Here is a 24,318-nt window from a genome sequence, read left to right as displayed (position 1 = left end):
TCATCCCGCTCCTGCTTGCGCGCATCCGCTCTTTCGCCACGCAGTACAAGCGGGCGCCGAATGCAACCGATTTGCGCCACTTCCTGATCCAAGCCACCAACACGCGGGTGACGGTGTCGTGAGTGTGGTTATGGCGGCCAAACTTGTCCAATAGAAGTAACGAGATGCAAGAAGTTATCGAACAACTGCGTCACCTGTCGTCGGCCGAGGATTTCCTGCGATTTTTCGACATCGCATTCGACGAGAAGGTGGTGAACGTGCGCCGCCTGCACATCCTCAAGCGCTTCTTTCAGTACATCGAGCAACAGAAAGGACTGCCGAGTAACAACGCGACGGCCGTGCTTGCACTCGCCGATGCAATCCGGCAGATTGCAAATGGACAGGCAGTAGACATCATCTTCGCCGGCAAGCAGACCATCGACGGCGACACTGCGCAGGTCGGCCCCGGCATCGCAAGGCGGTTGAGCGTCCAGTTGCTCACGTATGTTTCCCGGATCGTCGAGACTGACCTCGACCCGCGCACGATCGTAGTCGAGCGCGCGTCGAAGGCGGTGTGCAAGTATTGAAAACCGCACTGCCCTGTCTCGTGACGAGGCTCGAGAATACGAACGAGCTGCGCTTCGCGACACTGCCCGCGACGATCCACGCGGCAGGATTCCCGGTGCGCAAATGGAATCGCGAGCAGGCCGGCATTGAGGACGTGAGCAAGATCGGGCTGAAAGGTTCACCTACCGCGGTCAGCAAAGTGTTTGGGCCGACACCACGCGACGAAAAGGCCGAGATGCTCGAATTCGACGCGTCCAGCCTGCGCGACGTGTCGCTGAAACTCCTGCACGAGATATTTGCTCGCCATCCGACATTGGAGGCGGACCTGTTGATGGAAACGGCCTCATGAACTCGCCCGCTGCCTCGGAAACGAAGCCGGCCGCGCCGGTCAAACGGGCCACCGGCCGTAACCTCGATCTGCCCGAACATCTGAAAGCCTACCAGAGCGTCTGGGTCTTTCTCGAGCACGGCCGCGGCCACGTGCATAGCGTGTCGTGGGAGCTGCTCGTTCACGCGCGCAAGCTCGCCGACAAACTCGGCAGTCGTGTCGCTGTGCCCGTGCTCGGCGGTACCGACGAGCCGCTTGAGCAGTTTGCCAGTGAGGCGTTCAGTTTCGGCGCGGACAAAACGTACGTGATTCACGACCCTGTGTTGCTCGGCTATCGCAACGAACCGTTCACGAAGGGGCTGGCCGACCTGGTCAACAAGTACCGCCCCGAGATTCTGCTGCTCGGAGCAACCTCGATGGGCCGGGATCTCGCCGGATCTGTCGCAACGACGCTCTTGAGCGGCCTCACCGCCGACTGCACTGAATTGAACATTGACCCGGCCTCGCGCGCACTGGCGGCCACACAGCCGCCTTTCGGCGGCTCGCTGCTCTATACGATCATGATGTTCGCATACCGTCCACAGATGGCGACGGTGCGCCCACGGGTCATGGCGATGCCGCAGGCGCAGGAAGGCCGCGGTGGAGAGATCGTGCAGGACGCGCTTGAGATCTTCGAGGCCGATATTGTGGCCAAATTGCTCGACTTCATCGCCGATGCGAAAAGCAACCAGATCGACCTCCCTTACGCGGACGTGATCGTTAGCGGCGGCAAAGGACTGAAGAATCCGGAGAACTTCAAGCTCGTATTCGATCTGGCGCGGGTACTCGGTGGCGAAGTTGGCGCAACCCGCCCGTGCGTGCAGGCGAGGTGGGTCGAGGACGACCGGCAGGTCGGGCAGACCGGAAAAACCGTGCGACCGAAACTCTACATCGCTGCCGGCATCTCCGGCGCGATCCCGCACCGCGTCGGTATGGAAAGCTCGGACGTAATCGTCGCAATCAACACCGACCAGACCGCACCGATTTTCGACTACATGCACTACGGCATTGTCGGGGACGCACTGCAACTGCTGCCGGCGTTAACGCATGCCTGTAAGGACCATCTGGCGCTGCGGCAAATCCGGCACACAAGGAGAGTTAGATGAGAGATCCCTCGCAATTCGATGCGATCGCCGTGGACGCCGGACCGTCCGGCAACGCTGCAGCCTACGTTACGGCCAGGAGCGGACTAAAGGCGCTTCAGATCGAGCGCGGCGAATATCCCGGCAGCGAGAACGTTCAAGGCGCAATCCTCTACGCCGACGCGCTGGAACAGATCATTCCGGACTTTCGTGACCACGCGCCACTCGAGCGCCACATCATCGAACAGCGCATGTGGATGCTCGACGATACTTCGTTCGTGGGCACACACGTACGCAGCGACGACTACAACAAACCGCCGTATAACCGCTATACGATCATCCGCGCGCAGTTCGACAAGTGGTTCTCATCGAAAGTGCGCGAGGCCGGTGCATTGCTGATCTGCGAGACCACCGTAAATCACCTGATTATGGACGGGGACCAGGTCGTCGGCCTGCAATGCAACCGCGAACACGGTGAAGTCTATGCGGATATCGTGATTCTTGCGGACGGCGTCAACTCAACGTTGACGCGCAAGGCGGGCTTTCATGGCGAAATTAGGACGGGCAACGTCGCGCTAGCTGTGGAGGAGATTCTCCTCATGCCGGAGAAGACAATTCGCCAGCGCTTTAATGTCGCCGATCAGGAAGGCTTCGTGATAGAGATGGTCGGCCGCATCACCGAAGGCATGACAGGAACGGGGTTTCTCTACACGAACAAAGAGTCGCTGACCATCGGCGTCGGTTGCATGCCGGGCGACTTCAAAAAGAACCCGAACCGCATGAGCACGTATGTGCTGCTCAAAAAAAATGAAGCATCATCCGTCGATCGCTCCACTCATCGCGGGCGGCGAGATGAAGGAGTACTGCGCTCACCTGATCCCCGAAGGGGGCTTCAATGCGATTCCGTAAGTTTACGGCAATGGCTGGATGATCGTCGGTGACTCGGGCGGCTTCGTCAACGCCACGCATCGCGAAGATTCCAACCTCCCCATGACCACAGGACGCCTCGCCGCGGAGATGGCGATAGCCGCAAAAGCAGCCGGCTGCCGCGGCTACCGCACTAACGTGCTGTCGGCGTACAAGGTTGCGCTCGACAAAAGCTTCGTGATGAAGGATTTGCACAAGTACCGCGACATGCCAGAAATTCCGCACCGCAATCTACAGTTCTTTACAACATACCCTGATCTCGTCGCTCAAGCGGCCGGCACCGTGATTACGGTAGATGGCGTCGACAACAAGGCCAAAAAGCACGATGTCATGGTCAGTTTCCGCAAAAATCGCTCGCTGACCGGACGGTCGGCGACGCATACAATTTCTGGAGAGGCTTCCGATGAAAACGGTCACTGTTAATATCGAAAAGCTGTTTCAGAATCGCTACCGCGTGGACGTCGGGCGGCCGCACGTCCACATCAAAAACGTTGAAGTCTGCACCAACGACTTTGCCAAAAAAAACTGCACGTTCGTGTACCCGGCCTTGTTATCGGAAGGAGAGCAACGGCTCGGTCACGCTGATTACCGGCGGCTGCCTGGAATGCGGTAGTTGCCGCATTCTGTGCACGGACCATCACAATCTCGAATGGGCGTGTCCGCGCGGCGGGCATCGCATCCAGTTCAGGTTCGCGTAGACAAACACATCCATCGTCACATCGGCTTCCGAGCGCTGCAAAAGCAGCCGGACGCCTCATCATATCGGAGCAAATTGATGAATCTCATTACTGGTATCGAATCGACCGTTCTCTTCGGCGGCAATGTTCCCTCCCCCGTGCTACAGCTGATCGAGAGAACCCGCGGCGGCAGCAATGACGATGTGGCCGCCGCGTTGTGGACTGCGGTCCTGTCGTACCCGCGCTGCCTGCCACCCTACTATCTGCTGTATAAGTTCCATGCGAACCGGGGTGAACTTGGCGAGGCCCAGGAGGTCGCGACCAAGGCTTTGGCGGTCGCCGCCCGGCGGGCGTCGCTCGACAGCGACTGGTGTGCGGTACAGCCGGGCGACACCGACTTCACCATTCCTGGTCCGGGCCGCTTCTGGCTCTTCACACTGAAGGCGCTCGCGTTCATCAGCGTGCGGCGCGGCGAGCGCGCCGTTGCACTGAAGCTGATCGCCAAGCTGCGCAGGCTGGACCCGATCGATTGCATAGGCTTGGACGTCGTCGAAGCCTTGCTCGCACAGTCCGGGTCCCGATAATCGCCGCCGGAAGATCAACTGACAGATCGACAATATGTCCCCGGCTTGGCTATGGCAAAACTCCATTGCAGTTCATGGCGATCGTTTCACTAGTCAAAGCCGACGCTCACCGCACACTTCGCGCGGGCGCGCACGCCATGCCGTGGACGCTTTTCAGCGAGCCGTGGAGACCGGTAGCCCCAGCGGTGCCGACAATTCGGCGTACATCCTATAAAGAGACTGCGTCGCAAGCAGGGGGTGGCGTTGCAACCAGAACCGCAGCTTCAAGGCAACAACCAGGTTGACACACGGCTTGCCGGTCGCGCCGAACCTGCTCGATCAGGCGTTTGCCGTCACCGCGCCGAATGAGGCCTAATGTGGCGATACACGTTATATCGCCACAAAACCCTCGAAACGCCACAAATCCATGCCGCAAAAACCTTGCTGAAAGATCCCATTTCCTAACTTGGCTGGATTGGTCTTCGCGTGGTCTTAGGCGGAGAAATCATGCGTGACGCCTCCTGCAATATTATCTCCAGCATCCAATTGCTTGCCGGATCACTGTTGTGAAGGGCAGACCATTGGACGGCCTCGGTGAATGCGGGACGTGGCAGCGGAAGTTCGACGATCCGCAGAGGCATCGCTTTTTCGAAATACTTGACCAGCCTTAAGGGCATCGTCCCTATACGGACAGTGTTTAATAGCATAGGCGGGATCATGCTAAAGCTCGGCACGGTGACCTCGTCCCGTCTCTTGAGACCGTGCTGAAGCAAAAACCATTCCTCGATGGAGGGCTGCCGCAAACGCCCGAACTTGACCACAACGTGCCCCATCGACATATATCTCTCGAATGTGAGCTGCCCTGATAGCTGCTGGTTCGTACGGCAGCCTACGCACACGAGCGTCTCCTCGAACAGCTTCGCTTTAGGGTGCGCGCTCGACATGAAAAATTCCGGCAAGATGAGAAAATCGGCTTCGCCGCGCCGGAGAACCTCATCGGGGTCATCGGCAAGTGGCAGCAATTCGAAGCTGACGGCGGGAGCTTCCCGTGCAATACGCTCCACGATCTTTCGAAAAAATACGACTGCCATGAAATCGGAAAGAATGATCCTGAAGCGGCGATCCGATTTGGCTGGGTTGAACACGTCCTGGGAAATAACGGCGAGCTGGATGTGCACCAGAGCCTCGCGGACTGGAGCAGCGAGCCCTTCTGCACGCGGTGTTGCGACAAGTTCCCGGCCCCTCATCGTAAATAGTTCATCGCAGAAATAGGCGCGTAGCCGGGCGACGGCCGCGCTCATGGCCGGCTGGCTCAGGTTGATGCTGCGTGCCGCCGCGGTGAGATTACGCTCGGTCATCAGAGCATCGAGCGCGACGAGGAGATTTAGATCGAGGCCCTTGAACCGCATGATCCCAACTTATCCATAGTGTGGATGTGTTCCATCAAGACAAACGATTTTACGAATTGTACGGCATGGAGGATAGTGTTCCTTGTAAATCCGATTGAATTTCGCAAACCTGCTGGCACCTTCGTGGTGCCGGGTAGTGGATGAAGTGTGTCGTAGAACTGAGCGAAGCCGAGGAAATGACGTTGCAGCAGTTGTCGATCAATCACATGCATCGGGAGCCATCCTATTGAACCCGCCGCATGTTTGGCAACGATTGGGGACTTCCTCGGGGTTCCAGCGCTTCAGCTTTCTGGTCGCGCCATCCTTCGTCGCCAAGAAACGCGACCCCGGACCAAACGGTACAGAATTTTCATGAATTGCGGCGCCATTTTGCAGACGGACCCTACGCGAGATTCTTTGGGGCTGGTGACGTCTGACCGGTGTTCGCAACGGCGAGCGATACCCTACCTTACCTATGTGGCAGGGGTTCGAGTCTTGCCAATAGGGGCTTCCTACCACGATGAAGGAGAGAAACATGCTGTGCTTAGGAGTGAGCGGCGGGCTAGACAAAGTTCATGAAAATTCACTCGAACTGCCGAACACATTTCTGCACGACGGCGCTGCGGCGCTTGTCCGGGACGGACGCGTAATAGCGGCCGTCGAAGAGGAGCGCCTCAACCGGATCAAGCACTCTAACAAGTTCCCGAGCAGTTCAATTCAATACTGCCTCGCATCCGCAGGGATTCAACTCAGCGATATCGACCACATCGCGTTTTACGCTACCGAGGCCTATTGCAACGTTATGCTCGAACGCCTGTTCCTGTCCCAGCCGAACATCTCCATTCCGGTGGATGCCAAGCTGTTTCTGCGTAACTTACTAATGCGGGAATTCGGTACCGAGGTCGATCCTTCGCGAGTCTCATTCGTGAGTCACCATCTGGCGCATGCCGTGAGCGCGTTTGCGATGTCTGGATTCGAGCAAAGTCTGATCCTCGCGGTCGATGGCGGCGGTGATTTCCTCTCGGGGCTCTTGGCGCTCGGATCTGGAACCGAAATTACGCAACTCGCGACTTTCGCAGAGAATAATTCTCTAGGGCTGTTTTACCTCGAAGCAATCCGGTACCTCGGGTACGGCTTGTTCGACGAATACAAGGTCATGGGGCTTGCACCTTATGGGGATCCCGCTCCCTATCGCGGGCTCTTCGAGCAATTCTATCAACTGTCCGCCAACGGTGAGTACCGCGTCTACCTGGACCGCATCGGTCCGACGTTGCTCCGCAGCATCCAGGTCCGGCGAAAGGGAATGCCATTCACACAGCAGCATCGGGATGTGGGTGCTTCATTGCAGGAAGCGCTGGAGCGGATCGTGTTTCACATTCTCCGCCATCACCGCGAGGTCACCGGTATGAAACGGCTGTGTATAGCCGGAGGAGTAGCTCATAACTGCACCATGAACGGTAAGCTGCTGTATTCGGGACTTTTCGAAGACATCTTCGTGCAGCCCGCAGCGCATGACGCCGGTTGCGCATTAGGCGCTGCCCTTATGATGTCAAACGACTTCGGTCGGCCCGCGCCGCGTGAGCGATTGCAGGAGGTTTATTGGGGGCCCGATCTGGGGAGCGATCTGGCCGTGGAGCAAGAATTGAATGCGTGGGCCGGGCACCTCGATGTTGAACGCAGTGATGACGTGGCCGGCAGAGCAGCCGACTGGATGGCCAATGGCGCCGTGATTGGCTGGGTCCAGGGTCGTTCGGAATTCGGGCCACGCGCGCTTGGCAACCGCAGCATTCTTGCCGATCCCAGGCCGACCGCAAACAAAGACCGGATCAACGCCATGGTCAAGAAGCGCGAGGGTTACCGACCGTTCGCGCCATCAGTGCTGGAGGATGATGCGCACGAATTTTTTGACCTCCCAGAGGGTACCCGCGAATTTCCTTTTATGAATTTTGTAGTTCGCGTGCGCGACTCCAAGCGTGCCTTGCTCGGCGCCATCACGCACATTGACGGTACAGCGCGGCTGCAAACAGTATCGCGGAAGACCAATCCCGCCTACTGGGAGGTTATTAATGCGTTCAAGAAGCGGACAGGAATCCCAATTCTGCTCAATACTTCCTTTAATAACAACGCTGAGCCGATCGTAGATTCCGTTGCAGACGCGATTGCCACATTTCTGACGACAGAGCTGGATGGACTTGTGGTCGGGCCGTTCCTCGTCAAAAAGCGGCTCGCAACGCAGGAACATTGGACTGCGCTCGCGGTTTCACTGCCGCCCTATGCATCGCTCTATCGAGTCCGCGCTCACACTGCGCGGGATCGTCAGGAGACGGTGTGCGAAATTCGCACCGGCGGCTCCAACTATGACCGTGTGCGTATTTCACATGAGTTGTTCGATCTGCTGATGCGGATCGAAGGCGAAGCCGTGCTCGGACATCTTCTCGATACAACTACGCCTGAGCAGACTCGACGTGAAGCCCTCGTCAAGGAGCTGCGGGGATTGTGGGAACAGCGTCGGGTTCGGCTACATCCCTCACGGGCGTTGTCACGGTAACGACGCGCCTCCAATGAGTTGCTGAAGGTCTGAAGCTAGGTAACAGCACTCGCGAGCTATTTTTCTAGAACGTTAAACAATAGCGTTTGGCCGCCGTGCGGTTCTTGTACCGACACGCCGGCTTTCAACGGAGCACCAGTCCCGGCCCAAGGTCCGGACACTTGCAGCGGCGCGCCATAAAGGGAGGCGGAATTGACACATCAAACGAACTTCGAATTGCTGCGTCGGGAATTGGACGCAGACGATCCATGGCGGCTCGACAGCAATCCCTTTGAGCACGAGCGCCACAGGCAAATGCTTCGGATGGCACTTTCGCAGGGATCCGTCACAAATGCGCTCGAAGTCGGATGCGCAGGCGGAGCCTTCACGGAAAAATTGGCACCGCACTGCCAACGGCTCACCGTGATCGATATCGTGCCACACGCGATTGCTAGGACACGCGAACGGATGATGGCCCCGCCACACATCAATTGGATCGTCTCCGATGTCCAGCATTTTTCGACTGAGCAACAGTTCGATCTGATCGTGGTGGCGGAGGTTCTCTATTACCTCGACGGCAGCGCCGAGGTGCGCGCCGCTGTCCGCAATTTAGCACGGATGCTTGCGCCCGGTGGACAGCTGGTTTTCGGATCGGCACGTGACGCCAATTGCCGGCGATGGGGTCACATTGCCGGAGCCGAGACGGTCATAACCATCCTGAAAGACGAGCTGGTTGAGATCGATCGTTTGAGGTGGAGGTGCGTCGGTCAGTCGTTGAATGAAGACTGTCTGCTCGCCTGTTTTCGGAACGCGGCTTCGCCTTCGTGTGGACCAACTTACCAGCGTTAGGCCGGGAGATATTATGCGCATCTGTGGGATCAAACTGACGCACGACGGAGCGATCGCCCTTGTCGAGGATGGAAAACTGGTTTTTTGCGTGGAGCAGGAAAAGCGAGACAACAATCCGCGGTATCAGGCGATCGACGACCTCGACGCGATCGCGATCGCATTGGCCGAGCATGGTTTCGGTGCGCACGATATCGACCAGTTTGTCATCGACGGCTGGGACGGAGTAGTCGAGTCGCAATTTCAGGTCCTCAGCGGGTCGATTCCCGTCAGCCTGAAAGGAGCCCCTTATGCCGAACGCCAAGCCGATGATCTTCTCGCTTCGATCGACGGCTCCGGACTGCTTGCCGGCGGCCAGTCCTTTCCTTATAAAAGCTATCCTCACGTGTCAGGCCATGTGGCCTCCGCGTACTGCACCAGTCCCTTTGCCCAAAGCGGGCAACCTGCATTCTGTTTGGTGTGGGATGGTGGCATCGTCCCACGCCTCTATCATGTAGAACGCCACCGCGCCCGCCATGTTGACTGCCTGTTCCCCGTGATAGGTCACATCTACGCTGCGGCGGGTCATCACTTTGGTCCTTATAAGAAGCCGGGCGGCGCCCGATGGGATCTGGGTGTGGCCGGCAAGCTGATGGCTTACATCGCGCTGGGCTCGGTTGACGAAGATATCGTTGAGGTATTTCGCGAGCTTTATCAGGCACGCTTTGCCGGCGACACGGAGTGTGCGCAAGCTTATCGCGAGAACATCCACAGCGCGGACGCGTCGCTAGCGGCTGTAGGAGAGTTCTTCGAAGCAAGCGCGCTGCGACTGGAAGCCAAGCCGCCCGAAGACGTACTCGCCTCGTTCCATGTATTCCTCGAGCGTCTTCTCGTTCATGAAATGGGTATCGCGCTGCAGCGCCATTCGATTGCGGGGCCGAAAAATCTGTGCATCGCTGGCGGATGCGGACTCAATATCAAATGGAACAGCGCCCTGCGCGCGAGCGGTTTGTTCGACGCAATCTGGGTGCCACCGTTTCCCAACGATAGCGGGTCTGCGATTGGCGCCGCTTGTTGCGCGCTGGCAGCCGAGAAGGGCTTCGTGCCGCTGGAATGGTCGGTGTATAGCGGACCGGCCTTAAAAGGTTGCCAAGTACCGCCCGGATGGACGGCATCTACTTGCTCCATTGCAGAACTCGCCAGCATACTCGCCAGTGGCAAGCCCGTCATTTTCCTTGCCGGCCGAGCCGAGCTCGGACCACGAGCATTGGGGGGCAGAAGCATTCTGGCCGCCGCGACTTTGCCCACAATGAAGGATCATCTCAACGACATCAAGTTTCGAGAGCACTTCCGTCCCGTGGCGCCAATTTGCCTTGAGGATCGTGCGCCGACCATTTTTAGCCCGGGGAGCCCTGATCCCTATATGTTGTTCGATCATCAGACGCGCGCGGAATGGCAAGAAAGAATCCCTGCTGTCGTGCATCTCGACGGATCTGCCCGATTGCAGACCATTTCTAGAACTTCCGAGCGTCCGGTGGCGCAACTTCTGGTCGAATACGAAAAGCTGACGGGTATTCCGTTGCTCTGCAACACGAGCGCCAACTATCACGGGCGAGGTTTCTTCCCGGACGCTGCTTCAGCCTGTGCGTGGGGACGCGTCGAACGTGTGTGGTGCGATGGTTTGTTACTGACCAGGACTGGTCTGTCGCCGTCAGTCGACGAAACACTTTTCGCTACGTTGCCGTTCGAAGATTGCTGACGTTGCAGCTCAGTGGTCAATACGACGCGGTCAATTGTCCCGGCAGCTCGCTCTATCGCTACGGTCCGAAGACGATCAGCCGGCCTCCCTTGGCTCGATTTTCGCAAGCACTTATCCCGCGCGGAGGTTGCTCATCGAATCGCGGAACCTCGATGCCATCCTCGGAAACTTGGCATCTTCTTCAAAATGCGGTGGGTAATGTGGCTCACGGGGCGTGCGGGTTAAAGCTGGAGAAATCCAGCTTGCCGGCGATGAGAAAGAGGACGGTGCGCATCGTCGTGAAGCGCGTGTCACCGCGAGCCTTGCGCTTGGCAGCTTGAAACAAGCCCTGATGACCTCGATGAAGCCGTTGGTCTGGCGGGTCTGAGTCTAGGCGACGATGCCATCGAAGTGCTGGCGAATCATTCGCGCCACTTCCTTCATCGGCTCAACCTTCGAGCGCATGACGTTGGTGCACCACCACCGCCGCAACACGCGTGGACAATTGACGCACCGCAAGGTTTGCGTAGGTTCAAAGTGTTCAGCTTCCCAATTCCTCGTATGATTCACTCAGGCGGCCAGAGGTAATGTCGAACCAAGCATAGTGCTGGTCAGAATGACGCCATTGGGAAAAAAGCGATCGTCATCTACCGCTTTCGTCTTCCTGAAGCGGGCATCGGCTACGCAGTACGCCGGCACCGCCGCCTCAATCTTAGTCCACGGGAATTGCGCTGCACTATCTCGGTTGGCCAATTCCCCTCTAACGGCGGAACAAGTTCCTATGGACATGCTAGACGTCATCGGTATTGGTATCGGACCGTTCAATCTAAGCCTCGCCGCGCTCATTCAGCCCACCGGTTTGCGAGCGCTCTTCTTTGAGAAGCGCATAAAATTCTCCTGGCATCCGGGGCTCATGCTGCCCCAAAGTCAACTCCAGGTGTCGCCGCTCAAGGATTGTGTGACCCTGGTGAATCCCACAAGCCCATATTCTTTTCTCAACTATCTCGCTGTACATCGACGCCTGTACAGCTTCGTGAATAAAGGTGGAAACAGCACGTCGCGACGTGAGTTCACCCACTATTACCAATGGGTCGCGCAATGCCTGGACACGCTTCGATTCGGCGAGGAGGTGATCGATATCAGGCCTTGCAATAAGGGCTATTGCGTGACCACTACCGCGCGCACCTATCATGCGCGCGCAGTAGTGGTCGGGGTCGGCGTCGAACCCAAGGTGCCGGCATGTGCGCGGCAGGTGGTTGGCGAGACGGTCTATCACGTAGACGACTACCTTAACCGGAAACCGTTCAGCGAAGACGAACATGTGCTGGTGGTGGGCGGCGGGCAGAGCGGCGCGGAAGTCGTCGAGCACATGCTGACCGAGTCAGGTCCCGACAAGATCACTTGGGCGACGTCGCGCGCCAATCTGTTTGCGATGGACGACAACGCATTTGTCAATGAAGCATACATGCCCAGTTATAGCCAACGCTTTCACACGCTGCCAATCCAGCGGCGCTGGGCCATTGTCGAAAGCGAAAAGCTCACCAGCGACGGCATCTCCGCCAGCCTGTGCAACCGGCTCTATGAAGCGTTGTACGAACGCAGCGTCCATGGCACGCTAGCCGACTGCTTTCGTCTGTTGCCTTCGGTGACAATGGACGAGATCACACGCCGCAGCGGTCGCTGGCATATCGGGTTGACCTCGCTCGTCACGTCGCAGCGCAACGGGATAAGCGCGGACAGAATCATCCTGGCAACCGGTTTTCAGCCGCGCCATTTGCCATTCGTTCAGAAGTTGCTTGACGGCGCAAGCCGTGAAGACGGTCTGCCAACGCTCGATCCCGATTACGCCGTGCGCTTCGATGCGTCAATGCCCGGTCCCGTGTATCTGCAAAACCAAAGCCGCGTGCAGCACGGCCTGCAAAGCGTCAATCTTTCGCTGGTCGCGTACAGGAACAGCCGCATCATCAACAGTCTGCTAGGTCTTGCCTTCTATCCGGATGTTCCGGACCGGCAACTGCTCGACAGCCTTGAGGATCAGGAGACTGAAGCAGGATCGATTCTGTGCGACGCGCCTCAGGCCTCGCATCAACCGGCAGTGGGGTAAGCGCATGACTGGCTCCTCCATTTATCTATCGACTGGCGAGCGTGCGATCTCACACGCCGAGCACTTGCCGGCATCCCTCCAATTACGGGCGTTCATTCCGTTTCTGATCGCGTCACTGGTGATCGCCGCTTCGTACGGGACGAGTTTTCTCCTGCCCGAGTACCTGCAATCCCTGGGCATGAAGAGCGATGTCGCCGGCGCCGTGATTTCGAGCGGCATGGTCTCGACCATGATCTGCTGCTGCGTGGCTGGGCGCATAGCCCAGCGTATCGGTGTCATGCCGACCATTGCGCTGGCCTCGCTCGTCATGGCAGGCAGCATGCTCTGCTTCGCCGCTGCGCCAATGGACATTCGTGCCGTCTATGCAGGCGGTTTGCTGTTGGGCGCTGGGTGGTCCGTGTTCTTCATACTCGCGCCGCTGCAAATCATCCATCATCTGTGCCCCAACGCGCGTATCCAGTACCTGACCTTCGTTTCCGGCACGCAAATGGCCGGCCTAGGCATGGCGGCGCCTTTGAGCCGCCTGATCGCCCAATATACCGGCTCGATCGCGCTGGCCTACCTTCTGTCCGCTGCGGCATGCGCGGTGGCGGCAGTCTGCGTCAAGATCGCCAGTGAGGCGATGAGGGATAGGTCCTGTTTGCCGATGACGCGCGTGGCCATTACCGCGACCGACACGTTGGCCCTGCTCAGGGCACGAACAGCAGTGCCGATCGCAATGATCGCACTGGCAGCCTGTGTCTTCGCCGGGCTGGCGACTTACCAGACACCCTATGCCGTCTCGCGTAACCTCAGGCCAGACCTGTTCTTCCTGACGTTCACGATAACCAGCGTGGCACTGCGCTTGTCGCTCGCGAGAACCATGGGACGCATCAAGCCCGAGCGACTGGCGCTCGCATTGTTTTTGCTGACCGGCGCCTCGCTCGTACTGTTCCTGTTGAACCACGGCAGCACGACGCTTTATATCGTCGCTACCGCGCTGTTCGCCACGGGCTACGGACTGAGCTACTCGACCCTGAACGGCATGGCCGTGAACCTCGCCGGAGACCACAGCGTTTCGGTGCCGATGACTTCGCAAATCTTTACGCTTGCCTATTTCATCGGTCTGTTCGGATGCCCTTTCCTATGTGGCGCCCTGATTCACGTTTTCGGCGCCGATGCAATGCTCGTCGTCCTGCTAGGCGCCGTACTCGCCAATGTGGTGCTACTCGGCGTCATGCGCATGAAGGCGCATTTCACCGCCTGACTTCTCCTTGAAAACTCTTTTCTTTAACGAGGTGGTTCGCATGCTGAATGAAACGCAAAAATCCAAGTGGCACGAAGATGGATATCTAAAAGTAGAGGGCTTTTTCGATCCGGTCACCCGCGAAAAGATTTCTGCTCTGGTCAACGATGTCTCGCGCTGGGAAATCAGCGACAACAAATGGATGATGTGGTTCGAGAAGACCGAGGACGACCGCAGGATCGTTTCAAAGGTAGAGAACTTTTTGGACTTCAACAACGAGCTGCGCGACCTGTTGCTGGCCGACAAGCGTATCCAGACGGCTGTCGAATCGCTTCTCGATGAAGATACCCGCATGCTCAAAGAACTGCTCATCTTCAAGTACCCGGACAGCGGCGGCTATCGTCCGCATCAGGACATCTATCACATCCCGCACAACATTCCTGAACGCATGGTGCATGCCGTGGTCGCCATCGCCATCGACGATTCCGGTCCGGACAACGGCGGCCTGTTCTTCAGTCCGGGCAACCATCAGAAAGGTGTGTTTCCGATGGATGCCGGCGGCGTGATTCATCCGGAGGTGGCCGAGACGTTCAAGTGGGAACCCATGCCCTGGAAGGCCGGCGACATCTTCGTCTTCGACGACTACGCGCCGCACTATTCGCAGCCCAACAAAAGTAAACGTTCGCGCCGCGTGCTCTATCTGGTGTTCCAGCGCGCCTCAACTGGCGGCCCCACGCGTACGGAATACAACAAACTGAAGCGTGCCTACAACCCACCCGAAGGAAAGGAATCGGATATCCACGATCTGAAGCCGCCAAATGGCATTTTCTATCGCACCTAATGTAATTCACCGGAGGATGTGCGTGTACACAAAGCAGATTGACCCATCCATGATGCGGCCGGAATACGGCGTTCTTGTTTGCCGGCTGCTCGAACATCTGCCCGCTGGCCTGACAAAAGCGTTCGGCACGTCGATTGTTGAGGTCGTGCCGGCGGGCGCTGTCAATCTGCACTCCCATTCCGAGCATGAACTGTGGGTACTGATTTCAGGCAACGGAGTATTCGAGGTGAATGGTCAGGCGCAGCCAGTCGCAGATTCAACGCTGCTCTATATCGAGCCGAACCAGGAGCACGCGATTCGCAATGCCGATCCGGCAGCGAGCCTGAAATTTCTATCGATATGGTGGGACTAACGTGACCACACGCACTTTTTTCGTTTGCCCCGCACCGCCCTGCCCGAACGGCAAGCTGCATCTCGGCCATATTGGCGGGGTCTATCTGCTCACCGATCTTTTCGTTCGCTTTCAACGCATGAGAGGTCACCGCGCCTACCACGTCACAGGTGCGGACGAGCATGGCACCTATACGGTAGTGAAGGCGCGCAAGCTCGGTCGTCCGATTGACGAAGTCGCGCAGTTGCATATTGACGAGATAATGGATTGCTTGCGGGCAATGCACATCGAGCCCGATGTCTTCGTCAGAACAACGGACGCTACGCACAAGCAGAACAGTCTGAAGATCTTTCGCGAGCTGGAAGCTGCAGGCTACATTGATGTGCGTGATGGCCATCAACTCTACTGCGAAAACTGTGACCAGTTCGTGGCCGATTCGCTTGCCGTCGGCCGCTGCCCCGCGTGCGATGCGTCCACCGACAGCAACTTGTGCGAAAACTGCGGTTTGGCGCAACAGCACTCGAAGTTGCGAGCGCCAGTCCACACGTCGTGCGGCAAACCGCTATCGCTTCGCCCCATCGAACAGGCGGTTTTCGACATCCCTCGCATGGCAGCCATGCTTGACGATGCGATCAAGGGGAGTGAATGGGATCGAACGATCCAGCGTAAAGCGCGTGCATGGTTGCGTAACGAATTGCGGCCGCTGCCTATGTCGCGCATTTTCGACCGGGGTGTGACACTTGAAGCACCCGCGAAGATTGCGGGACAAACGTTGATGACGTGGTTCGAAGGGCTTTGGTGTTTCGAGACGGGGATCCGCCTGCAGTGCGCGCGCGACGGGGTCAACTACGACACCGTGATGCGCGACCCCGATACACGCCTCCTGTTTTTCATGGGCCAAGATAACCGCTTCTACTACACCATCGGCGTGACTGGCAGTCTGCTTGCGCGCGGCTATCCGCTTCCGGCAAATCATTCGATCCAGGACTTTTACAAATTGGAGGGCGAGAAATTCTCGACCAGCCGCGACCATGCACTCTGGGCAGACGAAGTATCCCGGCAGGTCGACCCGAGTGTATTGCGCTATGCGCTCGCTCGGATTGCCAAGCCGTTCGGCACCAACAATAACGATTTCCAGATCGGCGAACTGATCCGGTCAGCTTCGCACATCCTTGCGTGGGAAAGCGCCCTCCGCCGCGATTCACTGCACTCGGCGCATGTCGATGGAAGCGGTCTTACGCCGGCGCACGACGACATAGTCCAACGTTATATCACCGCGATGGACCAGGTACGCTTCTGGAACGCCCTCGATCTGATTGACGAATACTTCGTCGCGACGGGCTTCGGCACGAGCCCGGAAACGTGGCGGCCGGTGCACGTATCCGTCTTTCTGAGCATGCTCCATCCCGTGATGCCAGTGCTGGCCGAACGCTATGGAAACGTGTTCTTTGGCGAGAATTGGACACCGGCACTCGGCGCAAACGCCACGCTGTTGGCTACGCCTCCCAGAGCAACGGCCGAATTTCCGCCGTTCGGAATGCCGATTGCCGACTCGTTCATCCGCCAATATCAATCGCGCTTCCAGCGCGCCGTCGATGCCGCGTAACCAACGATGGAGCCAGTCATGTCGATGCGCAGTCGCACTTCGCTCAGTTATGGGGTATTCGACTACACCTCAGGCAAGGACACAGTCAACTTCGCCTATGGGCTTCCCGACCCTTTGACGTTCGCCCGCCTGCAATGGCCGGACCCGCTTACCGTCGAGACGGGCGTCAGCATCTCCGACCTACCACAGTACACCGACGCCTATGGCCTTCCCGAACTGCGCGGACAGCTTGGCCAAAGGTACCGGATGGCGCGTGGCAATGTGATTCTGACGAACGGCGCTTCACAAGCCCTGCAACTGCTCGCCGATGCTTTTATCGACCCAGGAGACGTCGTGCTGACCGAAGACCCGTCCTATCTCGGCGCGTTGCGCATTTTCTCTATAGCGGGCGCGACGGTGGTTCAAGTAGGTGCGGATTCCTCGGGTGTCGACCTCGATCTGCTCGAACAAGCATTGCTGCACGCAAAGGGGCGAGCCAAGTTGTACTACACCACTCCGGCGTTCCACAATCCGACTGGACGATACTTTGCACACCGGCATATGGTCGAGGTGGAGGCTCTGCTGTCCCGCAACGGCGTGCGGCTGGTGCAGGACCTGGTTTATAGCGAGTTGCCCTATGATGGCGCGTCACCCGAGGTTCTGCAGGCGGGTGGCAACATCATCAATGTGCATAGCTTCTCCAAAATCTCAGGCCCCGGGCTTCGCGTAGGCTGGGTGCTGGCCGAGCCGGAAATTGTCGACCGCCTGGCCCACCTGAAATGCGATGGAGGTGTGAGTCCCATTGTCAGCAATATGGCGCTCGCCTTATTGCAGTCGTCGTCTTTGGACGCTCACGTCGAACACCTAAGGACGCACTACCGGAGCAAGCGTGACGCAATGCATAGGCTGTTACAGGCCTGCCGATTCTGCAAACCGGATTACGAGATTCCGAGTGGTGGATTTTCGTTCTGGGTCTCGCTTGCCGAAGGCATCGATTCCGCCGAATTGGTCGGCGAGGTGCGCCGGAAGCACAATGTGAAACTCGTCGAAGGAAAGCACCATGGACCGTGCGGTGCAGCCCGTGTACGCTTAAGCTTCAGTTATCTCCAGCCGCGTTTGATCGAGCGCGGCTTGGCTCAGATAGACGATGCGCATGCGAGCCTTCTGACATCGACACGCTTTAAGCTGCGTGGCTAGAGAATGCCAAGTACTACGGATAGTCGGTGCGAGATGCACAAGCGTAGGCCGAGCGAAGACATCCACTGCGCCGCCCCTACCGCAAACAACTCGACGAACGCCTTTCGGCATGGCACTACGTCACTGATTTCGCCCAGGATCCGTCCGTTATATAGACAGACACCCCCTTCGCGCGTGTCTCGGAACCCTCAACGTGAGAACCTCAGTACATTCTGCGTTCGGTTCGACAATTGCTTTACCGCAATAGTCGATTGCTGTGCGTTCTGTACGATCAACGCGTCATCGCTCTGAAGCCGATATCAACATCAAGACCTACCTGATGTAAACGGTATGGAATTCCGACCAAAATCGAAGCAGGAGAGCAAGTGAAGAAACTTCTGATCGTATCGATCGCCGTCGTGCTGATAGGCTATCTATGCATCAGCGGTATCGCGTACATCCACGACAAGGACTATGCGGAAAGAGCGGCCGTGAGACTGGCCGCGTCCCCACAAGCGTACGGCATCCGTGAAGTGTTAGATCGAAACGCGTGCTATTACTGCCACTCGACGAAAACCGTCCTGCCCAACTATGCCGCGCTACCAGGCATTCGTCAGCTAGCCGAGCACGACATACAGACGGGCCTCGCCTACTTCCGCATCGACAGCCTGTACGCGGCGCTCGAGAGTGGCGTACCGGCCCCCGAAGCCGATCTTGCAAAGCTGGAAACCGCTGTGAACGAACGCACAATGCCACCAAATCTGTTTCGCTTCGTACACTGGACCACCGGCTTGAGCGCCTACGATCAACGTGCGCTTCTCGACTGGATCGCGTCCCAGCGACGCAGCGCATATGCGACGCCCGGCGTTGCACCAGAGTTCGCTAACGAGCCGGTACAACCTTTGCCTCATTCCTTGCCGACTGACGCGGGCAAGGTCGCGCTCGGGAAGCAGCTTTTCAACGATGTCAGACTATCGGCGGACAACACGATATCGTGTGCGAGCTGCCACACGCTAGCGATCGGTGGCGTAGATGGAAATAAGGTTTCGTCCGGCGTGGGCGGCCAGTTGGGTGCAATCAACGCACCGACAGTGTTCAACTCGGCACTCAACCGCAAGCAGTTCTGGGACGGTCGCGCCGCCACGCTGCAGGAGCAGGCCGGCAGCCCACCGCTGAATCCGGTCGAAATGGCGTCCACGTCATGGAGTGAGATCATCGATAAGCTGAAACAGGACTCATCGCTGACGCAACAGTTCTTGCGGGTGTACCCGGACGGTTGGTCAGGCGAGAACATCACAGACGCGATCGCCGAATATGAGACGACACTGCTAACGCCGAGTCGCTTCGATGCTTACCTGCGCGGCGACAGGGATGTGCTGAATAGCGAGGAACAGCGCGGCTACCAGTTATTCAAGGCAAACCATTGCGCGACCTGCCACGTTGGCAAAAATCTGGGCGGGCAGTCGTTCGAACGGATGGGCCTCGCGGCCGACTACTTCGCCGCGCGGGGCCACGCGCGCACCGACGCGGACAACGGCCGCGCCAACTTTACGAAAGATCCGCTCGATCGCCATGCGTTCAAGACGCCGACGCTGCGCAACGTTGAGCTGACCGCGCCCTATTTCCACGACGGCAGCCGCATCGATCTGCGCGAAGCTGTACGTGACATGGCGACATATCAGGTCGGCAAACAATTGGCGGAATCGGACATTGACGCAATCGTCGCGTTCTTGAGGACGCTAACGGGTACGCACCAACCCGCCGCGACCCATTGATCCGACCACCGCGGCTGACATCAGGGCCCCGACAAAGGCACCTTGCAACGGCCGCGCGCAACTTAGGTCGAATGCCAAGGGCTTCATGCGATGAGGGGTTCTGATGTCCTGACACTTGGCGTTGACAATTCCATTGGATCGCACTATGAAAAAAAACCGTGCGCCACCGAGGGCTTTGGCAAGGCGGATTCAACCGGTCAATGCAACACCCAACGTTTCTGCCAGTTTCTCAGCAGGGTTCATGAATTGCAGGGTCTGTCGAGGCCGACCATTCAGGCGCGCGGCAACCTTGTTCAACTCAGCCTGCGAATAGCCGTCCACTGGCACCCCTTTGGGGAAGTACTGACGTAGAAGGCCATTCGTGTTCTCGTTACTGCCTCTCTGCCATGGGCTTTGCGGATCGCAGAAATACACCTGCACGTCCGTGGCAACCGTAAATTTCCTGTGACTCGCCATCTCAGTGCCGCGGTCCCATGTAAGTGGAAAGCGTCAAGCAGGAAGTCCGGTTTACCGACAACCATCTTGGCCGGTCCGTGTTGCCTCACGAAGGAATGTTACCCGAGGGATTGTTGTCGTTTCGCTTTTCTCTTCTCTTCTTTCGTGGTTTGCCGGGCGCGGAGCGCCCGGTCCCCGGCGAGTTTCAACTTTTCCGCAACTCACAATTCGGCTGGCGCATCAGCGGACTTTCGTAGGCCGCCCAGAATCAGTTCTTTTACGCGCTCTGCTCGCCATGCCTTGACCCGGCGCTGCAGCGTTCGTAGTTGTGCCTGACTTGCGTACGCCTCTGGAAACATCTCGGCCAACCGATCCATCAAGACGTCGGCCGGCACAGAGGGCTCTGCAATCAGCCACCCTTCGATTACCGGCCACGCGTCGGCGAACGGATCCACCCGACTTCTCCACCAGTGCTTCGCCTTGGGTTGCTTTCGGTGCGTTGGACGTGCCTCACCTTCTTAAAATTCATTCGGCGCGGACCCCGCCGTGCGCCAGCCATCAGCATAGGCGCTACCACAACACGTCAAATACACGCACATTCTCGGCTTGATCGAGATCAACGACACGGTCAGTGGCGGGCCGTAAACTGACTCGTACCCTAGCGTAGGAGCGCGTACCATCAATGCCTGCCCCGCAGCTCGCATATACCGCGTTATTCGTATGTGCCGCCGCTGCGGCGCATGCCGCTCCCTAACCAGCCGCCTTAGTGACGAGCGTCACTGCACATTTTGTCGTACACGCGACGCGCAGTGCGCGCACACGCTGATCCTCCTCGCAAGATGCATTGGGGAGAGATGGCGATACCCCTACGGGCCGGTCGGGTGGCCCGACATAGACGTACGACTCGCATGCGCTGATGCAATGAGCACTCGGTCAGTGATTTCGCGGCAAGCGCCGCGATTTTCTCGGTATGTCTCAGCTTGGCGGAATATATGTTCGGAGAATCTTCATGCGTCTTACTGTCCAACTCGAAATGTTCAATCGGGCCCATCCGATGGCATTTGCAATCCTCTGGATCGACAAGGAAAAGCGGCAATGGTCGCGCGAAGGTCATTTTCGACTTGAACTGCCTAAATGGGGCTCGCTGCACGTGGATCGCGGCAATACGCTAGTGTGCAAGCCCAACGACAGGGCACCTGTATATGTTCTAGAAGGACTGAATCTAGACCGTTGCTACGGACTCTTCCAAGGTGAAGCTGGACGCGTGCAGTGGTACACGGAAGGCGACCTCGCTCTGATGTCCGGCCATTGGCGTGTGCAGTGTATCGACAACGAACGGGCGCAACCGGAACACGGACTGTTCGCTACCGCTGGCGACTCCTAACGCAATCTGGGTTACTGGTCGTGTCGCAGTAGGAGACGGCCGGTAGAATCCGGCTGATACAAAGTCGCTGATGGGTGAATCGATGAAGATGCCAAGCCCGGGGTTGGCCAAGGTACTGAAGCGCCTGCATTATCCGCTGGAGATGATTCTGGCGGGCTTTGTTCGGAAGGGTCCGACTTTCGATGCGACGGACGCAACTATAAATTTATGCAAGAAATGGGTCTGCCAAACGAATTCCAGAGATTAAGGGCTCTGACGTGATGGACGACTCCCGCCCTTCGGGGTTCGGCCTGTGCCAAAGTGGAGAAGTCGTGACTTCCACGGCAAAGGAGTGTTCATCATGAAGATTGCCACTGTCGGACTGGATCTTGCAGAGACTCTATTCCAGGTTCATGGAGTGGATTCTCAGGGGCATGTTGTCGTACGCAAGCAACTGCGCCGCGCTGATGTACTGGCGTTTTTCGCAAAGCTTGAACCGTGCGTGGTCGGCATGGAGGCATGTGGGTCGTCGCATTATTGGGGCTGGGAACTCACGAAGCTTGGACACACGGCGTGCCTCATTGCCCCGCAGTTCGTTCGACCTTACGTAAAGAGCAACAAGACCGATGCAGCCGATGCTGAGGCAATCTGCGAGGCGGTAGATCGACCGCACATTCGCTTTGTGCCGATCAAGACGCAGGCGCAACAGACGATGCTTTCACTGCATGGGGCACGCGCCGGGCTCGTTACAGTAAGTCCCGTACGGCATTGGCCAATCAGATTCGCGGTTTGCTGAGCGAGTTCGCTATTGTCCTGCCGCAAGGCATCCGGCTGCTCGGACAAAGGGTCATCGAAGCTCTTTCCAATCGCGAGCATGAGCTTTGTGAACAGTTCCGGACCCTGATCCAGTTTCTTGTGGAGCACTTACGCGAACTGGGCAACAAGGCAACTGAACTGGAGGGGCGCATCCGCGCGATGCATCGTACGGATGCGGCTGGGCAACTTCTTGAAACGATTCCCGGAGTCGGGCCGCTCACCGCTTCCGCGCTGGCAGCATCAATCGGTAACCCCCGAGCCTTTCGAGACGGCCGTAAACTCGCCGCGTGGCCGGGTCCGGTCCCGCGTCAGCACTCCTCGTGTGGCAAACCACGTTTGCTGGGCATCAGCAAGCGTGGCGATACAGCACTACGAACGCTTCTGATTCACGGCGCTCGTGCTGTTATTCGTATGGCAGCCAATTAGCCTGAAATGACTGATTCGTGGGTCATGAAACTATGTCGGCGCCGGCACAAAAACAACGTCGCTCACTGTTGTTCGTACCGTCTTGCCCCGCACCACGCCACGCCACGCAGGCCCATTCAACTTCATCAGCCGTTCGATCATGCCGCGCGCCACGATGATGCCTTCCCGCCTCAATTGCTTCCAGACCTTGTCTGCGCCGTAGACGTGGAAGTTTTCCTTCCATACGCACCGGATCTCATCCTTGAGCATCCTGTCGCGCCGGGCCCGCGGCGGCACCAAGCCAGGATCGGCGCGGCGGGCCACGTGCTTGTAGTACGTCGACGGCGTGATCGGTAGCACCCTACAGATCAGCTCGACCCCGTAGACGCGCCGGTGATCATCGATGAACGTGATCATCACTTCGGTCGGCGGTCGAGCTCCGCCTGTGCGAAATACGCAACAGACGCCTTGCGCAGGATTTCATTGGCCTGCCGAAGCTCACGCACCCCCGCTCCAGTTCCTTGATCCGATCCTGCTCTGCGTGCTCGTGCCCGGACGCAACCCCCGATCCCGCTCTTCCTTGTGCACCCAGCTGCGCAGCGTCTCGCCTGAGCAGCCAAACTTTGCTGCGATCGAGGCGATCACTTTCCATTGCGATTCACTGTCGCCTTGATGTTCCAGCACCATTCGCACAGCCCGCTCATGAACTTCCGGCGAGTACCTTGGGGACTTCTTTTTGGTGTTTTCCATAGCTCCGTTTTCTCAAGAATTGGAGTCTCCGGAAAACCCGGCGCGCTTCACTCTCCACTCTGGCATAACTCTCTCGCTGCGTAGCGGGAGTCGTCCGTCACGTCAGAACGTACGGCGAAACGGCCGACGGACAGCGCAAAGCGTTCGCGCTCGCGCTCGCGCTCGCAGAAAACTATCTCGCGGTTGACACGGGTCAACCAACTTCTGACTGCCTCGTGTACATTGGACGTACTGCTGCCGCGCACGCATTTGCCACAACCTCTCGTTGCATGCATGCGGACCGCTTCGTCACGTCAGGAGATTTATCATGGCAGGCAAATCCGTCACACCCTTCGATCTGTACCGCGCGAATCTCTCGTTTGCGCTGCAAATGGTGAGTTTCAGCCACGAAGCCCGGCAGCAGGTTTCCGAGTTCGAGATGCAGCGCATCCGGCGCGATCTTGCGGCGGCGCATGCCATTCGCAATGCGGTGTCGACCGCTCATGACTGGAGCGAACTCTCGGCGTCTTACCATTCTACGGTGCGCGATTACATGGCGACCACCACAAACCTCTGGCAGCAAGGGCTGGACTCTGCCGTGCGACTGCAAAGCCGATTCAGCGAAGGCCTGCGCGAAGCGTTGGCGACTTGGCAATCGGCCTGGAGCGAGCAATGGCCGACGCATGCCCCCATGAATCCGGTCATGCTGCCGTGGCGGGAATGGCTGCGACGTATGGCAAGCACGCCGGCGGGCATGGCCAACGGACAAGCGGGCCCAGGCGACGTCTCCAGTCAGGTTTCGCCAGTGACTTCGGCTAATTCGCCGGCCTCCAGCAACCGTCCGAAGCAGGAAGAGCATCATGCCGGCTAGCGTGTAGCTTTCATTATCGGTG

At 58.1% G+C, this 24,318-nt stretch carries 20 protein-coding genes, 5 pseudogenes and 1 other annotated feature; of the genes and pseudogenes, 20 read left to right on the top strand and 5 right to left on the bottom strand.

Going from position 1 to position 24,318, the window contains the following annotated elements; all coding sequences use genetic code 11:
- The first annotated feature begins 164 nt into the window (after positions 1-164).
- The 6 genes and pseudogenes from B0G75_RS41615 (at position 165) to B0G75_RS33685 (ending at position 4,183) form a co-directional block, all read left to right on the top strand.
- Complete coding sequence (locus B0G75_RS41615) at positions 165-566, top strand: nitrogenase-stabilizing/protective protein NifW (protein ID WP_258194113.1); 402 nt, start codon at positions 165-167, stop codon at positions 564-566.
- Entirely contained in the window at positions 563-895 is a 333-nt protein-coding gene (locus B0G75_RS41610) for a hypothetical protein (RefSeq protein WP_258194820.1), read from the top strand. The genes B0G75_RS41615 and B0G75_RS41610 overlap by 4 nt, the downstream gene beginning before the upstream one ends.
- Positions 892-2,019: an electron transfer flavoprotein subunit alpha/FixB family protein gene (locus B0G75_RS33700; protein WP_106314165.1), complete on the top strand. Its 1,128-nt coding sequence runs from the start codon at positions 892-894 to the stop codon at positions 2,017-2,019. Before B0G75_RS41610 ends, B0G75_RS33700 begins: the two co-directional genes overlap by 4 nt.
- Positions 2,016-3,329, top strand: a pseudogene (locus B0G75_RS33695) (FAD-dependent oxidoreductase). The gene B0G75_RS33700 and the pseudogene B0G75_RS33695 overlap by 4 nt, the downstream one beginning before the upstream one ends.
- A pseudogene (locus B0G75_RS33690) lies at positions 3,326-3,620 on the top strand (ferredoxin family protein). The pseudogenes B0G75_RS33695 and B0G75_RS33690 overlap by 4 nt, the downstream one beginning before the upstream one ends.
- Before the next feature lie 77 nt (positions 3,621-3,697).
- Positions 3,698-4,183: a hypothetical protein gene (locus B0G75_RS33685; protein ID WP_106285660.1), complete on the top strand. Its 486-nt coding sequence runs from the start codon at positions 3,698-3,700 to the stop codon at positions 4,181-4,183.
- Between the two features lie 440 nt (positions 4,184-4,623).
- On the opposite strand, the gene B0G75_RS33675 is transcribed toward B0G75_RS33685, so the two are convergent.
- Positions 4,624-5,571 carry a LysR family transcriptional regulator gene (locus B0G75_RS33675; protein ID WP_106285659.1) on the bottom strand — a complete coding sequence of 316 codons (948 nt, stop codon included), beginning with the start codon at positions 5,569-5,571 and terminating at the stop codon, positions 4,624-4,626.
- Between the two features lie 514 nt (positions 5,572-6,085).
- Here B0G75_RS33675 and B0G75_RS33660 point away from each other — a divergent pair.
- The 3 genes from B0G75_RS33660 (at position 6,086) to nodU (ending at position 10,661) form a co-directional block, all read left to right on the top strand.
- Positions 6,086-8,098: a carbamoyltransferase gene (locus tag B0G75_RS33660; RefSeq protein ID WP_106285658.1), complete on the top strand. Its 2,013-nt coding sequence runs from the start codon at positions 6,086-6,088 to the stop codon at positions 8,096-8,098.
- Between the two features lie 192 nt (positions 8,099-8,290).
- Positions 8,291-8,926, top strand: coding sequence for a nodulation methyltransferase NodS (nodS, locus tag B0G75_RS33655; RefSeq protein ID WP_106285657.1), 636 nt, complete (start codon positions 8,291-8,293; stop codon positions 8,924-8,926).
- 13 nt (positions 8,927-8,939) lie between these two features.
- On the top strand, positions 8,940-10,661 hold the full coding sequence (gene nodU, locus B0G75_RS33650; protein ID WP_106285656.1) for a nodulation protein NodU: 1,722 nt from the start codon (positions 8,940-8,942) through the stop codon (positions 10,659-10,661).
- A gap of 205 nt (positions 10,662-10,866) precedes the next feature.
- Here the strand turns inward: nodU and B0G75_RS33645 are convergent.
- Positions 10,867-11,123: pseudogene (locus tag B0G75_RS33645) on the bottom strand (transposase); the annotation flags it as partial.
- Positions 11,124-11,421: 298 nt separating this feature from the next.
- On the opposite strand from B0G75_RS33645, the gene B0G75_RS33640 reads away from it, so the two are divergent.
- The 7 genes from B0G75_RS33640 to B0G75_RS33610 all read left to right on the top strand — a co-directional run bounded on the left by B0G75_RS33640 (position 11,422) and on the right by B0G75_RS33610 (position 19,677).
- Positions 11,422-12,744, top strand: a complete 1,323-nt coding sequence (locus tag B0G75_RS33640) for a lysine N(6)-hydroxylase/L-ornithine N(5)-oxygenase family protein (RefSeq protein WP_106285655.1) — start codon at positions 11,422-11,424, stop codon at positions 12,742-12,744.
- A 4-nt stretch (positions 12,745-12,748) separates the two neighbouring features.
- Entirely contained in the window at positions 12,749-13,990 is a 1,242-nt protein-coding gene (locus tag B0G75_RS33635) for an MFS transporter (RefSeq protein WP_106285654.1), read from the top strand.
- A 40-nt stretch (positions 13,991-14,030) separates the two neighbouring features.
- Positions 14,031-14,810: a phytanoyl-CoA dioxygenase family protein gene (locus tag B0G75_RS33630; RefSeq protein ID WP_106285653.1), complete on the top strand. Its 780-nt coding sequence runs from the start codon at positions 14,031-14,033 to the stop codon at positions 14,808-14,810.
- Positions 14,788-15,162, top strand: a complete 375-nt coding sequence (locus B0G75_RS33625) for a cupin domain-containing protein (RefSeq protein ID WP_243856877.1) — start codon at positions 14,788-14,790, stop codon at positions 15,160-15,162. Before B0G75_RS33630 ends, B0G75_RS33625 begins: the two co-directional genes overlap by 23 nt.
- Before the next feature lies 1 nt (position 15,163).
- On the top strand, positions 15,164-16,747 hold the full coding sequence (locus B0G75_RS33620) for a class I tRNA ligase family protein (RefSeq protein ID WP_106285651.1): 1,584 nt from the start codon (positions 15,164-15,166) through the stop codon (positions 16,745-16,747).
- An 18-nt stretch (positions 16,748-16,765) separates the two neighbouring features.
- Positions 16,766-17,923, top strand: coding sequence for a PLP-dependent aminotransferase family protein (locus B0G75_RS33615; protein ID WP_106285650.1), 1,158 nt, complete (start codon positions 16,766-16,768; stop codon positions 17,921-17,923).
- A gap of 365 nt (positions 17,924-18,288) precedes the next feature.
- A complete protein-coding gene (locus tag B0G75_RS33610) occupies positions 18,289-19,677 on the top strand; it encodes a cytochrome c peroxidase (RefSeq protein ID WP_106285649.1) in 1,389 nt (462 codons plus the stop codon).
- 189 nt (positions 19,678-19,866) lie between these two features.
- On the opposite strand, the pseudogene B0G75_RS33605 reads toward B0G75_RS33610, so the two are convergent.
- Both B0G75_RS33605 and B0G75_RS33600 read right to left on the bottom strand, forming a co-directional pair.
- Positions 19,867-20,157: pseudogene (locus B0G75_RS33605) on the bottom strand (IS30 family transposase); the annotation flags it as partial.
- A 176-nt stretch (positions 20,158-20,333) separates the two neighbouring features.
- Positions 20,334-20,567, bottom strand: coding sequence for a hypothetical protein (locus B0G75_RS33600; RefSeq protein WP_243856876.1), 234 nt, complete (start codon positions 20,565-20,567; stop codon positions 20,334-20,336).
- 554 nt (positions 20,568-21,121) lie between these two features.
- Between B0G75_RS33600 and B0G75_RS33595 the strand changes: the two genes are divergently transcribed.
- The 3 genes from B0G75_RS33595 (at position 21,122) to B0G75_RS42080 (ending at position 22,717) form a co-directional block, all read left to right on the top strand.
- Positions 21,122-21,496 (top strand): DUF3564 family protein, encoded by a 375-nt coding sequence (locus tag B0G75_RS33595; RefSeq protein ID WP_106285648.1) that lies wholly within the window; start codon positions 21,122-21,124, stop codon positions 21,494-21,496.
- Positions 21,497-21,836: 340 nt separating this feature from the next.
- Positions 21,837-22,271, top strand: coding sequence for a transposase (locus tag B0G75_RS42085; RefSeq protein ID WP_243856875.1), 435 nt, complete (start codon positions 21,837-21,839; stop codon positions 22,269-22,271).
- A complete protein-coding gene (locus B0G75_RS42080) occupies positions 22,244-22,717 on the top strand; it encodes a transposase (protein ID WP_243856874.1) in 474 nt (157 codons plus the stop codon). The genes B0G75_RS42085 and B0G75_RS42080 overlap by 28 nt, the downstream gene beginning before the upstream one ends.
- Positions 22,718-22,774: 57 nt before the next feature.
- Here the strand turns inward: B0G75_RS42080 and B0G75_RS41595 are convergent.
- Positions 22,775-23,446: pseudogene (locus B0G75_RS41595) on the bottom strand (IS3 family transposase); the annotation flags it as partial.
- Positions 23,039-23,155 (bottom strand) — a sequence feature (AL1L pseudoknot). Its footprint overlaps the pseudogene before it by 117 nt.
- Positions 23,447-23,753: 307 nt before the next feature.
- Between B0G75_RS41595 and B0G75_RS33575 the strand changes: the two are divergent.
- Complete coding sequence (locus tag B0G75_RS33575; RefSeq protein ID WP_106285645.1) at positions 23,754-24,296, top strand: hypothetical protein; 543 nt, start codon at positions 23,754-23,756, stop codon at positions 24,294-24,296.
- Positions 24,297-24,318 lie beyond the last annotated feature (22 nt).

The organism is Paraburkholderia sp. BL18I3N2, assembly GCF_003001875.1.
Classification (GTDB): domain Bacteria; phylum Pseudomonadota; class Gammaproteobacteria; order Burkholderiales; family Burkholderiaceae; genus Paraburkholderia; species Paraburkholderia phytofirmans.
Note: the sequence above shows the minus strand (reverse complement) of the source record. Positions and strands in the feature narration are given on the sequence as shown.

Coding starts and splice junctions, on each gene's coding strand:
- B0G75_RS41615 (WP_258194113.1), top strand. CDS start 165: ATGCAAGAAGTTATCGAACAACTGCGTCACCTGTCGTCGGCCGAGGAT.
- B0G75_RS33700 (WP_106314165.1), top strand. CDS start 892: ATGAACTCGCCCGCTGCCTCGGAAACGAAGCCGGCCGCGCCGGTCAAA.
- B0G75_RS33685 (WP_106285660.1), top strand. CDS start 3,698: ATGAATCTCATTACTGGTATCGAATCGACCGTTCTCTTCGGCGGCAAT.
- B0G75_RS33675 (WP_106285659.1), bottom strand. CDS start 5,571: ATGCGGTTCAAGGGCCTCGATCTAAATCTCCTCGTCGCGCTCGATGCT.
- B0G75_RS33660 (WP_106285658.1), top strand. CDS start 6,086: ATGCTGTGCTTAGGAGTGAGCGGCGGGCTAGACAAAGTTCATGAAAAT.
- nodU (WP_106285656.1), top strand. CDS start 8,940: ATGCGCATCTGTGGGATCAAACTGACGCACGACGGAGCGATCGCCCTT.
- B0G75_RS33640 (WP_106285655.1), top strand. CDS start 11,422: ATGGACATGCTAGACGTCATCGGTATTGGTATCGGACCGTTCAATCTA.
- B0G75_RS33635 (WP_106285654.1), top strand. CDS start 12,749: ATGACTGGCTCCTCCATTTATCTATCGACTGGCGAGCGTGCGATCTCA.
- B0G75_RS33630 (WP_106285653.1), top strand. CDS start 14,031: ATGCTGAATGAAACGCAAAAATCCAAGTGGCACGAAGATGGATATCTA.
- B0G75_RS33625 (WP_243856877.1), top strand. CDS start 14,788: ATGGCATTTTCTATCGCACCTAATGTAATTCACCGGAGGATGTGCGTG.
- B0G75_RS33615 (WP_106285650.1), top strand. CDS start 16,766: ATGTCGATGCGCAGTCGCACTTCGCTCAGTTATGGGGTATTCGACTAC.
- B0G75_RS33595 (WP_106285648.1), top strand. CDS start 21,122: ATGCGTCTTACTGTCCAACTCGAAATGTTCAATCGGGCCCATCCGATG.
- B0G75_RS42085 (WP_243856875.1), top strand. CDS start 21,837: ATGAAGATTGCCACTGTCGGACTGGATCTTGCAGAGACTCTATTCCAG.
- B0G75_RS33575 (WP_106285645.1), top strand. CDS start 23,754: ATGGCAGGCAAATCCGTCACACCCTTCGATCTGTACCGCGCGAATCTC.